Source organism: Streptomyces coelicoflavus, from assembly GCF_045041415.1.
Classification (GTDB): Bacteria; Actinomycetota; Actinomycetes; order Streptomycetales; family Streptomycetaceae; genus Streptomyces; species Streptomyces coelicoflavus.
In genome coordinates, this window is sequence record NZ_CP108218.1 from 2896101 (window position 1) to 2909237 (window position 13137).

The window sequence follows — 13137 nt, forward strand, 5'->3', positions numbered from 1 at the left end:
TCAGCTCGGGTTGGTGTCGATGACCGCCACCCGGTCGGTCTTGCTCTTCAGGGCCTGGCGCATGGCGCCGTAGACGTCCTGCGGGGTGACGGGCGTCTTGTCGCCGTTGGCACGGGTGATGAGCACGCCGTCGAAGGTCTGGCCGTAGAGCTCCTTGAGGGCGTTCAGGTCGGGCTTGTCGACCAGCTTGCCGTCGACGGCCGTGACCCGGAGGAACTTCCACAGCGACTTCTCGGGGCTGAGCGGAATGGAGTGGGCCGGGTCCGTCTGCACGGTCACGCGGTCCGACATCGCCGGCTCGGCGAACTCCTTCATCATCCGGTCGACCTCGGCCTTGGAGACCGTGGGCTCCTTGGTGGTCGTCGGCACGTTCACCGCGGTGGCGGTGCCGGTCTCCACCTGGGCGCGGTAGGCGGCCTGCACGGCCTCGGTCGACTTGGCGACGTCTATGCCCTTGCCGGCCTTGCCGTACACGGGTACGGCCTTGCCGGACTCGAACGTGATCGTGCCCTCGGTCACCGACCCGGCCCCGCCCGCGGCGTCCTCCAGGGCGGCGTGCAGCTTCTCCTCGTCGACCGGCATGTTCGGTTCGACGACCCGCTTCTGGCCGAAGAGCGAGCCGATCACGGACACCGGGTTGTAGTCGCTCGTCGCCGCGTCGCTGGCCGTGGCCTGCGTGTCGAGCTGGAGTCCCGCCTGGTCGGGCTTCAGGGAGACGGTGTCGCCGCCCACGGTGAGCTTGAGCGGCTTGGCCGCGCGGGCGCCGAGGGCCTTGTCCAGCTTCTCGACGGCGTCGTCGCGGGTGCCGCCGCCGATGTCGACGCCCAGCACCGTGGTGCCCTTGGGCACGTCGGAGCGGTTCATCAGCAGACCGGCGCCGTAGGTGACACCGGCGACGACGACCAGGCCGCCGACGAGCAGCGGGAGCTTCTTGCGCCCCTTCTTCTTGGCGGGCTTGGCGGAGCTCGCCGGGGGCGTGGAGACCGGCTCGGGCAGCTTGAGCGGCGTGTGCGGCAGCGGGCCGTCGCCGGGGCCGCCCCGGAACGGCTCGTTGCGCCCGCCCGGTACGACGGGGATGCCGCTGGTGACGGTGTTGCCGGAGACGTTGTCCGGGTTGCCCGCGCCGGGGGGAGCCGGCCGCTGCGGGGTGAGGATCGCGGTGTCGTCGCTGAGCCCGCCGCCGGGGCCGAGGCGGGCGGCGTCGGGGCCCCCGCCGGGACCGGAGCCCACCGGCCTGCCGGGACCACCCGGACCACCGAATCCGTTCGCGCCGCCAGGTCCGCCCGGGCCGCGCAGGTCGTTCGGTGCGGACTCGCGCTGTCCGGCCGGCGCACCGGGCCCTCCGGACAGGCCGAGACCGCCGAGGTCCCCGACCGGGGGCGGCGCCATCCGGCTGTCGCCGGTGGCCGGACCGCTCGTGGGGCCGGCGGGGGCCTGGGGGCCCGCGCCGTACGGGGACTGCCCGTTGAGGCCGTTGCGCTGCCCGCCGGGGGCACCGGGGCCCTGGTCGGTCCGGCCCTCCCCCGTGCGGTTCGGCAGGTCGTCGCGGCGCGGCTCGCCACCGGCGTCGGTGCCCGGCCGCGAGCCGTTGCCGCCCAGCGGACCGGCCGCCAGCGCCTCGGTCACGTCGAAGGAGCCGGTGCCACCGCCGTGGCCGGGCGCCACGGGCCCGCCGGTCGCCCCGGAGCGGGCGGCACCGCCCGCGGAACCGGGCCGGGAACCGCCGGGTGCGTTCATGGAGCCGACGACACCACCGGGACGGCCACTCCCGCCGCCCGGTCGCGCACCGGCACCCGCACCGGAAGCACCCGCACCCGCTGCGGGCGCCGGGGAACCGCCGGGCGAACCGGCGCCGTTGGTGGAGCCGCCCCCCTGAGTGCCCTTGCCCTGCCCCGACTTGCGGGGTGCGAACCAGTCGCTGGTCGGCTTCTCCTCGGCGGACTGCGCGGACTGGGCGGGCTGCGCGGGCTCGGCGGGAGCCGCGGGGGCGCCCGAGGGCGCGGCGGAGGCGCTCGGCGCGGGCGCCGGCGCGGGCCGCTCCCCCGTCGTCGCCGCCTCCGTGTCGTCGGCGGTACTGTCGCCGTCCGCGACGGGCTTGCGCACGACGACCGGCGGAATGGGCCGCGACCCGGGGATGTTGATCCGGATGCGGGTCGTCAGCGTCGTCTCGGTCTTGCGCTCCTCCGGCCGCGTGGCCGAACGGCCCGCGTCCGCACCGGCGTCGGAAGCCGTGGGTGTCCCGTAGGGCGGGGTGCCCGAGGGGTATGCGGCTCCGCCGCGCCCGTGGGGCCCGGAGGACGAACTGTCAGTTTCACGACTCAAGGCAGGTTCTCCCGGTTGGCTCCGCCGCCCGTCACACCTTCAGCGGGCGGCTCGGCGGCGCGCACCACCATACTGGCCACCCTCGGCGCGTATCCCGTGACCGCCGGGGAAACCCACACGGGACGCGCACGTCCGCGGCACGGCGAAGCGGTACGTCACTTGCGAAGTCGGACGCGGTCGCCGTCCGGTTGCCGTACCGGCGCGAGGGTGGCGCAGATCACAGCAACGGCGATCCCGCCGAGCAGAAAGAGGTAGGAGCCGATACCGGCGGCGAAGAGGAAGTCGCCCTCCGGACGGCTGGTGGTGAGCAGTACCGCGGCGAGCGCCCAGCCGAGGGCGGGCGCGACGGCCCCTCCCCGGCGCCCCACGGCGCGGCCCGCGCCGAGGCACAGTCCCGCCTCGGCGGCCAGGGCGAGCAGCAGCCCGCCCGGGAACCAGGCCGGCTGGAGCAGCGCGCCCGCCACCCCGAGGACGGCACCGAGCACGAAGAGGCCCACGTAGAGGAGGGCCCGGCCCACCGAGGGCGGGCGCAGCGGCTGGGCGAGTGCGGAGCTCGCGGGTTCGTTGCGGCCGCTCACGAGGCGACCCCGCTCTCGGGAACGGCGACCCCCGCGAACAGGTCGCTCTCGCGCCCGCCGTCGCCCTCTCCGTCGCCGCGCTCACCGCGTACCAGTTCGTAGTACTCGGTGGTGAGGAGGGGCTGGGCCAGGTCGTTGGAGAGGACGAAGTACGGTTCGGCGACCGTGATCTGGGTGGCGTGCGCGCGCATCGCGGCGGCCTTGGCGGTGGCGTGCGCAGTGCCCTCGCCGTGGATCGCCGTGGTGATCCGCTCGTCGTCGACGACGCCCGGTACGTCCTCGGCCTCGGCCGCCTTCTCGAACGGTGATCCGGGCAGCTCGTCCCGGAGCCGGGCGAAGGCGTGCTCGACGTGGGAGCGCGGCACGCGGTTCCAGTAGACCTTGGCGACGGGGCACCCGGCCTCGGCCGCCAGCTCCACCGCCCGCATGGCGATGCGGTGGGCCTGGATGTGGTCGGGGTGGCCGTAGCCGCCGTTCGGGTCGTAGGTGACGAGCACCTGGGGGCGCACCTCGCGGATCACGTCGACGAGCAGGGCCGCGGCCGCGTCGACGTCGGCCTGCCACAGGCAGCCGGGGTCGTCGTTGTCGGACAGCCCCATCATCCCGGAGTCGGTGAACCGCCCCGGCCCGCCGAGCAGCCGGAAGTCGTCGACGCCGAGCGCGTGCATCGCGTCCGCCAGCTCGCCCCTGCGGTGCGCGCCCAGGGCGGCCCCGGACAGGTGGGCGAGCTCGGGCGGAATGACCTCGCCCCGCTCGCCGAGGGTGCAGGTCACCAGCGTCACGTGCGCGCCCTCGGCCGCGTAGCGGGCCATGGTGACGCCGTTGTTGATCGACTCGTCGTCCGGGTGCGCGTGCACCAGCAGCAGACGCCGGCCGGGGAGATCCGTCATGGGGTCCACCCTATGAGGCGCGGGGACGGTACGGACCGCCTCCCCTCCGCTCGCACCGGCCCGAATCTCCAGCGGCTTCAACCCCGCCGAGCTAGGTCTCTTTCGGATAATCCGCCTCGGATCGAGCTGTTCTACGCTGACGGACATGACCGCCATGACGCCCGCACGCACCGAACCGGACCTGTCGTTCCTCCTCGACCACACCAGTCACGTCCTGCGGAGCAAGATGTCCGCCGCTCTCGCCGAGATCGGACTGACCGCCCGGATGCACTGCGTGCTCGTGCACGCCCTGGAGGAGGAGCGCACCCAGATCCAGCTCGCCGAGATCGGCGACATGGACAAGACCACGATGGTGGTGACGGTGGACGCCCTGGAGAAGGCGGGCCTGGCCGAGCGCCGCCCCTCCAGTACGGACCGGCGGGCCCGGGTCGTCGCCGTCACCGACGAGGGCGCCCGCGTCGCCGGGCGGAGCCAGAAGATCGTCGACCGCGTGCATCGCGAGGCCCTGGCCGCACTTCCGGAGACGGACAGGAAGGCGCTCCTGCGCACACTCAACCACCTGGTCGGCGACAGCCTGGCGACCCCGGTGGAGGCTCCGCGCTCCGCCCGCCGGGCGCGTCAGCCCAAGTAGCCGGGGGGCACGGCCGCAGCAGGACAGGCCACAGGAAGCAGGAAGCAGGAAGCAGGAAGCAGGGAGCAGGAAGCAGGGGCAGGTCACGAAAAGCAGGACCGAAAGAAATAGTCTGCAACGAAACCATCTGTTACGGTCTCTCCTGTCGTCCCAACCGACAGGAGAGACCGCATGCTTGCCGCATCCGACTCCGAGCCGCCGCCCACTTCTCCCACCACTCGGCGCTCACGCCGGCTCGCTCTCGGAGTCATCGCCACCGGGACGCTGATGATCGTCCTCGACGGCTCCATCGTGACCGTGGCGATGCCGGCCATCCAGGACGACCTGGGCTTCACCCCCGCCGGCCTCAGCTGGGTCGTCAACGCCTACCTCGTCGCGTTCGGCAGCCTGCTCCTGCTGGCCGGCCGGCTCGGCGACCTGCTCGGCCGCAGGCGCATGTTCCTGGCCGGCACCGCCGTCTTCACCGCCGCCTCGCTGCTGGCCGGCGCGGCCACCTCGCCCGCCCTGCTGATCGCCGCCCGCTTCCTCCAGGGCATCGGCAGCGCGATGGCCTCCGCCGTCGGCCTGGGCATCCTCGTGACGCTGTTCACCGCACCCCGGGAGCGCGCCAAGGCCATCGCCGTCTTCAGCTTCACCGGCGCGGCGGGTGCGTCGATCGGCCAGGTCCTCGGCGGCGTACTCACCGACGCGCTCAACTGGCACTGGATCTTCTTCATCAACCTGCCGATCGGCGTCGCCGCCCTCGCGGTCGCCGTACGCGTCCTGCCCGGTGACCGCGGACTCGGCGTCGGGGCGGGAGCGGACGTCCTGGGCGCGGTGCTGGTCACCTCCGGTCTGATGCTCGGCATCTACACCGTCGTCAAGGTCGAGGAGTCCGGTTGGACTTCGGTGCGCACCCGTGGCTTCGGCGCTCTCGCCGCCGTACTGCTCGCCGCGTTCCTCGTCCGTCAGGCCACCGCGAAGAACCCGCTGATGCCGCTGAGGATCTTCCGCTCGCGCAGCGTCTCCGGCGCCAACCTGGTCCAGATCCTGATGGTCGCCGCGCTCTTCTCCTTCCAGGTGCTCGTCGCCCTCTACCTCCAGAAGGTGCTCGGGTACGGTGCCGCCGAGACCGGCCTCGCGATGCTCCCGGCAGCCGCCGTCATCGGTGCGGCCTCGCTGGGAGTCTCGGCCCGCCTCAACGCCCGCTTCGGTGAGCGCAACGTCCTGCTGGCGGGCATCGTGCTCCTCGTCGGCGTCCTCGCCCTCCTCGCTCGCGTGCCCGTCCGGGCCGGTTACGCCGCCGACCTGCTGCCGGTCATGCTGCTCGCCGCGGGCTTCGGCCTCGCGCTGCCCGCGCTGACCACGCTCGGCATGTCCGGCGCGAGCGAGGAGGACGCCGGACTCGTGTCCGGCCTGTTCAACACCACCCAGCAGATCGGCATGGCCCTGGGCGTCGCCGTCCTGTCCACCCTGGCCGCCTCCCGCACCGAGAGTCTCGCGGCGGACGGCCGGACGGCGGCCGAGGCGCTGACCGGCGGCTACCGGCTCGCCTTCGCGACGGGCGCGGGGCTTCTGGTCACCGCCTTCGTCGTCGCCTTGACGATGCTGCGCCGCCCCGAGCGGCGGGCCGCCCAGGAGCCGGCTGACGGCACGCCGGTTCCCGCCCGGACCACGGCCGTCTGACCCGTCTCCCGCCCCGCTCGGCCCCGACGCGACGCGACGCGTCCGGCGCCTCCCAGCCCGACCCGCCCCGCAACCCGACCAGACCAGACCAGACCAGACCAGACCACCGAAAGGCTGACCCATGAGCGAGAAGACCGTCACCGAGACGCCCGCCGGCACCACCGAGAACGACGGCCCGGCCCCCCGGGCGCTCACCGACCAGGAGCTCTCCCAGCTGTTGGGCCGCCAGCAGTTCGGCGTACTCGCGAGCGTCAGGAGCACCGGTCACCCTCACCTGTCGACCGTCGTCTACGACTGGAACGCCGAGGAACGCGTCCTGCGCGTCTCCTCCACCGCCGACCGCCTCAAGGTCCGCCAACTGCGCCGCGACCCGCACGCCTCACTGCACGTCAGCGGCCCGGACGTCTGGTCGTTCGCCGTGGCGGAGGGCGAGGCGGAAATAGTGGACCCGGCCGACGGGGCGGCCCCCGGCGAGCAGTCGCCGCCGGACCGGCGTGTGGTGATCCTGATCCGGGTCTCCCGGCTGTACGGGACCGCCCTGGACTTCCCGGCCCAGGACTGAACGAGAGCCGGGCGGCCAGGTCCGGCCGAACCCAGGCCCCGGCCTCCACCGGGCGGCCCGCCCTTCTCAGCCCGCTCACAGGCAGCACCGAGCCGGGTCATGAACTCCGGTGCCAGGCTGACCCTCGGGTCGGCAGCGGCGCCCCGCTCCCGGGCTCGATGCGGACCTCGCGGACCTGACACCCTCAGACGGAAGGCGCTCGATGCGCGAGCCGAAAGCCCACCAGACTCCCGACGGCCCCGCCTACCAAGGGCGGCTGCTCCCCCATCCCGCGGAAGAGGTCGTCGACCAGGGACTGAAGTTCGACCTCGGCACGCTCGTCTCCCGCCGCCGGGCCCTGTCCTTCCTCGGCGGGATCGGCGGCATGGCGGCGCTCACCGCGTGCGGCTCGGGCTCCACCGCCGGCACCTCGGACAAGGGCACAGCCTCCGCGTCGTCGTCCGGGCTGACCGAGATCCCCGACGAGACCAACGGCCCCTACCCCGCCGACGGCACCAACGGGGTCCAGGTCCTGGATCAGGACGGCATCGTTCGCCAGGACATCCGTTCGAGCTTCGGCGACTCGACTACAACCGCCCCTGGCATCCCCCTGACCTTCGAGTTCACCCTGCTGGACATCGCCGACGACGGCCGTCCGCTCGCCGGTGCGGCCGTCTACACGTGGCACTGCGACCGGGGCGGCAACTACTCCCTGTACTCCAGCGGCATCGAGGACGAGAACTACCTGCGCGGCGTGCAGGTCGCCGACGACGACGGCCGCGTCACGTTCGTCAGCATCTTCCCCGCGTGCTACTCGGGCCGCTGGCCCCACATCCACTTCGAGGTCTACCCCGGCCTCGATTCCCTCACCGACTACGACAAGCGCCTCTCCACGTCGCAGCTGGCGTTCCCGAAGGACGTCTGCGACACGGTCTTCGCCACCGACGGCTACGAGTCCTCCGTCAAGAACCTCTCCCAGCTGACCCTCAAGACCGACAACGTCTTCGGCGACGACGGCGGCGTCCACCAGCTCGCGACCATGAGCGGATCGGTGAAGGACGGCTACACGGCCAAGTTGACCGTCCCCATCGACACCGGCACCGAGCCCACCGGGGGCAACGCGCCCGGCGGCGGCGGTGGCGGCGGTCCCGAGGGCGGTCAACCGCCCAGCGGCGCCCCGACCGGTCCGCCGCCCAGCGGGGCGCCCTCGGGAGCGCCGGGCAACCCTCAGCCGTCACCCTGACAGCGCGGCAGGCCGGTCGTGGAGATGGCCCACTCCCCGACGGTGACGACGTGGTCCGGTTCAAGGGAAGCTACAGCAGCGGCAGCGAGGGCGACTCCTGTGTCGAGGTCGCCACCGACCCCGCCCCCGTACGCGGTCGAGGGCTGATCCAGCGGCCCGTCAGCCCGTCACGGCGATCAGCGCGCCGACGCTGAGGAAGGCCAGGGCCCCGGCCAGCACGAAGTACACCGGTCCCGTCATGTGGCGCCGCATGAGCACACGTGCCGTCTGCGGATCGTCGGGCAGATAGACCACGGTGACCTCGCGGCCGGTCGCGAGCCCCATTCCGGATCCGCGCATGCTCGGCGTGAACTCCACGCGGTATCCGTGGTGGTCGACGAAGGCGATGACCGGCGCCCACGAGGGGCCGTTGTTGCTGTCGACCCGGACGTTGTCGACCACCGTTCCGGTGGTGCGAACCCCGTGCTGACGCAGTCTGCGCACCCGTGCGGCATCGTGCAGACCGACCCACAGGAGCAGCAGCCCGACCAGACCGCACAGCAGGATTCCCACCACGGTTTTCGCCATGCCGTACCGCCTCCGGCTCCGTCTCCCCGGTGTTCTCCGCACTCCGGAGAGAGGACGCCGCCGACGTGCGGGCCGGTTGCGGGGGCGGAATCAGAAGTTGATGTCTCCGATCATCCCCGCGATGTTGTTCGTCAGCTCGCTGATCGTGGGGGCGATCGTCGACGAGGCCAGGTAGAAGCCGAGGAGCATGCAGACCACCGCATGCCCCGCCTTCAGGCCTGACTTCTTGACCAGCAGGAAGACGATGATCGCCAGCAGCACAACCGCCGAAATCGAGAGTGCCACGGCGGCTCACCTCCAATGGGCCCAGGGACATGGGGGGTCGGTCGCAGTCGGAGCTCGGGGCAGATAAATCCACGCAACGGGTACCTGGTTGATACCCACTGTGCGCTAGTGATCATAACTATCCGTGCGCGCGCATCTCTCGGCGCACGGCCGCACAAGGGGGCGCATGGCCAATATGGTCGAGGCATGACGACCGAGTCCGACTCCTTCCCCAAACGGCACGCCCGCACCCAGCGGTTCACGCTCGGCGCGCCGCGTTCGTTCACCGTGGCACCCGATGGTTCACGGGTCGCCTTCCTGCGCTCCGGCACCGGTACGGACCGGGCCAACTCGCTGTGGATCCTCGACGTCGAGAAGGGCGGGGAGCGCGTGGCCGCCGACCCCCGCGCCCTCCTGGGCGGGGCCGGGGAGCGCCTGTCGCCCGAGGAACGGGCCCGGCGCGAGCGCAGCCGCGAAGGGGGCGCCGGGATCGTCGGCTACGCCACCGACGCGGCGGTCGAGTTGGCCTCCTTCGCCTTGTCCGGACGGCTTTTCGCGGCCGAGCTGCGGGTCGGCACCGCGCGTGAACTGCCCGCCCCCGGCCCGGTGATCGACCCGCGCCCCTCTCCCGACGGCCGGCACATCGCCTACGTCGCCCGGGGCGCCCTGCGCGTCGTGGGCGCCGAGGGGGACGGGGACAGGGCGCTGGCCGAGCCGGACGGCGAGGGCGTCACGTACGGGCTCGCCGAGTTCGTCGCGGCCGAGGAGATGTCGCGCGACCGGGGCTTCTGGTGGAGCCCGGAGTCGGACCGGCTGCTGGTGGCACGCGTGGACGACACGCCGGTCCAGCGCTGGTGGATCTCCGACCCGGCGCACCCCGAACGTGATCCACGACACGTGCCGTATCCGGCGGCGGGCACCCCCAACGCGGACGTACGGCTGTTCGCCGTCGGCCTCGACGGGGGGCGCACGGAGGTTCTGTGGGACCGGGCGCGGTACCCGTATCTGGCGCGAGTGCACTGGTCAGCGGCGGGCGCACCGCTGCTTCTCGTACAGGCGCGCGACCAGCGCAGTCAGCTCTACCTGGCGGTGGACACGGAGTCCGGGACGACCCGGATGGTACACGCGGACGAAGATCCAACTTGGCTGGAACTGTTCCCCGGCGTGCCCTGCTGGAGCCCCTCGGGACAGCTCGTGCGGATCGCCGACGAGGGTGGGGCGCGGGTCCTGGCGGTCGGTGAACGGCCGCTCACCGGGGCTCAGTTGCACCTGCGGGCGGTGCTGGACGTCGGCGCCGACGACGTGCTGGTCTCCGCCTCGGCGGGCGAGGAGGCGGCCGACACGGAGATCGGCGAGGTGCACGTGTACCGGGTGAACGAACTCGGTGTGGAGCGCCTGTCGCAGGAGCCCGGCGTGCACTCGGCGGTTCGCGCGGGGGGTGTGATCGTACTCGTCTCCGCCGGCCTCGACCGGCCGGGCGCCCGCGTCCAGGTGCTGCGGGACGGGAAGCACGCGGCGACCGTCGCCTCGTATGCGGAAGACCCCGGTTTGTCCCCGCGCGTGACGCTCACCCAGGGGGGCGCACGGCGTGTCCCGTGCGCCGTGCTTATGCCAACGGACTACCACGGTGACACCCCCCTCCCCGTCCTCCTCGACCCCTACGGTGGTCCGCACGGCCAGCGCGTCGTGGCCGCGCACAACGCCCACCTCACCTCGCAGTGGTTCGCGGACCAGGGGTTCGCGGTGGTCGTCGCCGACGGGCGCGGCACTCCGGGACGCTCCCCCGCCTGGGAGAAGGCCGTCAAGGACGACGTGGCCGCCGTCGTGCTCCAGGACCAGGTGGACGCCCTCCAGGCCCTCGCCGCCGACTTCCCGCTGGACCTGAACCGGGTCGCCATCCGGGGCTGGTCCTTCGGCGGCTATCTCGCCGCCCTCGCGGCGCTGCGCCGGCCGGACGTCTTCCACGCCGCCGTGGTCGGCGCCCCGGTCACCGACCTGCGGCTCTACGACACCCACTACGAGGAGCGGTACGTCGGCGACCCCCGCGAGCAGCCGGAGGTCTACCGCCGCAACTCGGTGATCGACGACGAGGGGCTGGTCGACGCCGCCGAGCCGCACCGGCCCATGATGGTCATTCACGGCCTCGCGGACGACAACGTGGCGGTCGCCCACTCGCTGCGCCTGTCCTCGGCCCTGCTGGCGGCCGGCCGGCCGCACGAGGTGCTGCCACTGTCCGGCGTCACCCACATGACCCCGCAGGAGTCGGTCGCCGAGAACCTGCTGCTCCTCCAGGTGGACTTCCTCAAGCGGTCGTTGCCCGCACCGGAGTAGGTCACGCGCCCTCGGCGTCCTCCCGGTGCGAACCGCCCGGGCCGCGGTCTCCGGACGGCCCGGGCGGCGCGGGCGGCGCGGGCGGTCGGGTCTCCTCCGGCGGTACCACCTGCTTCTCCTCCGCGAAGTGGCACGCCGAGTCGTGGGCCGCGGGGCCGGAGACGTCCCGGAACTCGGCGGGGACCGCCAGGAGCGGTACCTCGAGGGCGCAGCGCTCCCGTGCCTTCCAGCAGCGGGTGCGGAAGCGGCAGCCGGAGGGGATGTTGGTCGGGGACGGGACGTCGCCGGCCAGGATGATGCGCTCCCGGTGCTCCCGGGCCTCCGGGTCGGGCACCGGGACGGCGGACAGCAGGGCCTGGGTGTAGGGGTGCGTCGGGTGGTCGTAGATCTCCGCGTCGCGGCCCGTCTCCACGATGCGGCCCAGGTACATCACGCCGACCCGGTCCGAGATGTGCCGGACGATCGACAGGTCGTGGGCGATGAAGATGTAGGAGAGGTCGAACTCGTCCTGGAGACGGCCCATCAGGTTGATCACCTGGGCCTGGACGGAGACGTCGAGGGCGGAGACCGGCTCGTCGGCGACGATGATCTCCGGGCGCAGCGCCAGGCCCCGTGCGATGCCGATGCGCTGGCGCTGGCCGCCGGAGAACTGGTGGGGGTAGCGGTTGATGTACTCCGGGTTCAGGCCGACCACGTCCAGCAGGTCCTGGACCCGCTTCCGGCGGTCGCCCTTGGGGGCCACCTCGGGATGGATGTCGTACGCCTCGCCGATGATGTCGCCGACGGTCATGCGGGGGTTGAGGGACGTGTAGGGGTCCTGGAAGACCATCTGGATGTTGCGGCGTACGGACTTCAGGGCCCTGCCCGACAGGCGGGTGATGTCCTCGCCCTTGTAGCGGATCTCGCCGGCCGTCGGCCGTTCCAGGTTGACCAGCATCTTGGCGACCGTGGACTTGCCGCAGCCGGACTCGCCGACGATGCCGAGGGTCTCGCCGCGGGCCAGCTCGAAGTCCACGCCGTCGACGGCCTTGACCGCGCCGACCTGCTTCTTGAAGAGGATGCCGGAGGTCAGCGGGTAGTGCTTGACCAGGCCGCGGACTTCGAGGATCGGCTCGGTGGTCTCAGCCATGCAGGCACTCCCTCCAGAAGTGGCAGGCGCTGCCCCGCTCGGCGTCGGACTCGGTCACGTCGTACAGGGGCGGTACGTCGGTGCGGCAGACGTCCTGGGCCATCGGGCAGCGGGGGTGGAAGGCGCAGCCGGGCGGGATGCGGGTGAGGTTGGGCGGCAGGCCCTTGATGGCGTAGAGCTCCTGGCCCTTCTGGTCGAGGCGCGGGATGGATTCCAGGAGGCCGCGGGTGTACGGGTGGGCGGGCGCCTTGTAGATGTCGTGGACCGGGGCCGTCTCCACGATCCGGCCCGCGTACATGACCGCGATCTTGTCGGCGACGTCGGCGACCACGCCGAGGTCGTGGGTGATGAGGATGAGCCCCATGTGCAGCTCGCGCTGGAGCTCCGCGAGCAGGTCCATGACCTGGGCCTGGACGGTGACGTCGAGGGCGGTGGTCGGCTCGTCGGCGATGATCAGCTTGGGTTCCAGGGCCATCGCCATGGCGATCATGATGCGCTGGCGCATGCCGCCGGAGAACTGGTGCGGGTACTGCCGCACCCGCTCCCTGGCGGCCGGGATGCGCACCCGGTCCATCAGCTCGACGGCTTTGGCGTGGGCGTCCTTGCGGGACATGCCGCGGTGCACGGTGAACATCTCGGCGAGCTGGGCACCGACGGTCAGAACGGGGTTCAGCGAGGACAGCGCGTCCTGGAAGATCATCGCCATCTCGGCGCCGCGGACCTTCCGGCGTTCCTCCTCCTTCAGCTTCAGCAGGTCCCGGCCCTCGAAGAGGATCTCCCCCGCGGTGACCCTGCCCGGCGGGATGTCGAGGATGCCCATGATCGTCTGGGCGGTGACGGACTTGCCGGAGCCGGACTCGCCGAGCACCGCGAGGGTCTCGCCCGCGTCCACGCCGTAGCTGACGCCGTTGACGGCCTTGGCGACGCCGTCCCGGGTGCGGAACTCCACGTGCAGGTCGCGTACTTCGAGCAGCAT

Annotated in this window: 12 protein-coding genes; 5 read left to right on the plus strand and 7 right to left on the minus strand. The window is 72.4% G+C overall.

What is annotated here, in order from left to right:
* The 3 genes from OHA99_RS12635 to mshB form a co-directional block, all read right to left on the minus strand.
* Positions 1-2322: a hypothetical protein gene (locus OHA99_RS12635; protein ID WP_405695756.1), complete on the minus strand. Its 2322-nt coding sequence runs from the start codon at positions 2320-2322 to the stop codon at positions 1-3.
* Positions 2323-2477: 155 nt separating this feature from the next.
* Positions 2478-2900 carry a DUF6113 family protein gene (locus OHA99_RS12640; protein ID WP_054099110.1) on the minus strand — a complete coding sequence of 141 codons (423 nt, stop codon included), beginning with the start codon at positions 2898-2900 and terminating at the stop codon, positions 2478-2480.
* On the minus strand, positions 2897-3790 hold the full coding sequence (gene mshB / locus OHA99_RS12645; RefSeq protein WP_405695759.1) for an N-acetyl-1-D-myo-inositol-2-amino-2-deoxy-alpha-D-glucopyranoside deacetylase: 894 nt from the start codon (positions 3788-3790) through the stop codon (positions 2897-2899). The genes OHA99_RS12640 and mshB overlap by 4 nt, the downstream gene beginning before the upstream one ends.
* 145 nt (positions 3791-3935) lie before the next feature.
* Between mshB and OHA99_RS12650 the strand changes: the two genes are divergently transcribed.
* The 4 genes from OHA99_RS12650 (at position 3936) to OHA99_RS12665 (ending at position 7870) form a co-directional block, all read left to right on the plus strand.
* Complete coding sequence (locus OHA99_RS12650) at positions 3936-4421, plus strand: MarR family winged helix-turn-helix transcriptional regulator (RefSeq protein WP_087789623.1); 486 nt, start codon at positions 3936-3938, stop codon at positions 4419-4421.
* 171 nt (positions 4422-4592) lie between these two features.
* Positions 4593-6086, plus strand: a complete 1494-nt coding sequence (locus OHA99_RS12655; protein WP_405695763.1) for an MFS transporter — start codon at positions 4593-4595, stop codon at positions 6084-6086.
* A gap of 121 nt (positions 6087-6207) precedes the next feature.
* Positions 6208-6648, plus strand: coding sequence for a pyridoxamine 5'-phosphate oxidase family protein (locus OHA99_RS12660; RefSeq protein WP_153178096.1), 441 nt, complete (start codon positions 6208-6210; stop codon positions 6646-6648).
* Positions 6649-6850: 202 nt separating this feature from the next.
* Complete coding sequence (locus tag OHA99_RS12665) at positions 6851-7870, plus strand: intradiol ring-cleavage dioxygenase (RefSeq protein WP_405695765.1); 1020 nt, start codon at positions 6851-6853, stop codon at positions 7868-7870.
* A 159-nt stretch (positions 7871-8029) separates the two neighbouring features.
* On the opposite strand, the gene OHA99_RS12670 is transcribed toward OHA99_RS12665, so the two are convergent.
* Positions 8030-8437, minus strand: coding sequence for a DUF3592 domain-containing protein (locus OHA99_RS12670; RefSeq protein ID WP_164383341.1), 408 nt, complete (start codon positions 8435-8437; stop codon positions 8030-8032).
* Positions 8438-8527: 90 nt separating this feature from the next.
* Complete coding sequence (locus OHA99_RS12675) at positions 8528-8722, minus strand: hypothetical protein (RefSeq protein WP_007444504.1); 195 nt, start codon at positions 8720-8722, stop codon at positions 8528-8530.
* 186 nt (positions 8723-8908) lie between these two features.
* Here OHA99_RS12675 and OHA99_RS12680 point away from each other — a divergent pair, with 186 nt between their 5' ends.
* The gene (locus OHA99_RS12680; RefSeq protein ID WP_381569366.1) at positions 8909-11032 is read left to right on the plus strand and encodes a prolyl oligopeptidase family serine peptidase; all 2124 of its coding nucleotides are present in this window, start codon (positions 8909-8911) and stop codon (positions 11030-11032) included.
* A 1-nt stretch (position 11033) separates the two neighbouring features.
* Here OHA99_RS12680 and OHA99_RS12685 read toward each other — a convergent pair whose 3' ends face one another.
* Both OHA99_RS12685 and OHA99_RS12690 read right to left on the minus strand, forming a co-directional pair.
* Positions 11034-12161, minus strand: coding sequence for an ABC transporter ATP-binding protein (locus tag OHA99_RS12685; RefSeq protein ID WP_381499853.1), 1128 nt, complete (start codon positions 12159-12161; stop codon positions 11034-11036).
* Positions 12154-13137 carry an ABC transporter ATP-binding protein gene (locus OHA99_RS12690; protein WP_153178100.1) on the minus strand — a complete coding sequence of 328 codons (984 nt, stop codon included), beginning with the start codon at positions 13135-13137 and terminating at the stop codon, positions 12154-12156. The genes OHA99_RS12685 and OHA99_RS12690 overlap by 8 nt, the downstream gene beginning before the upstream one ends.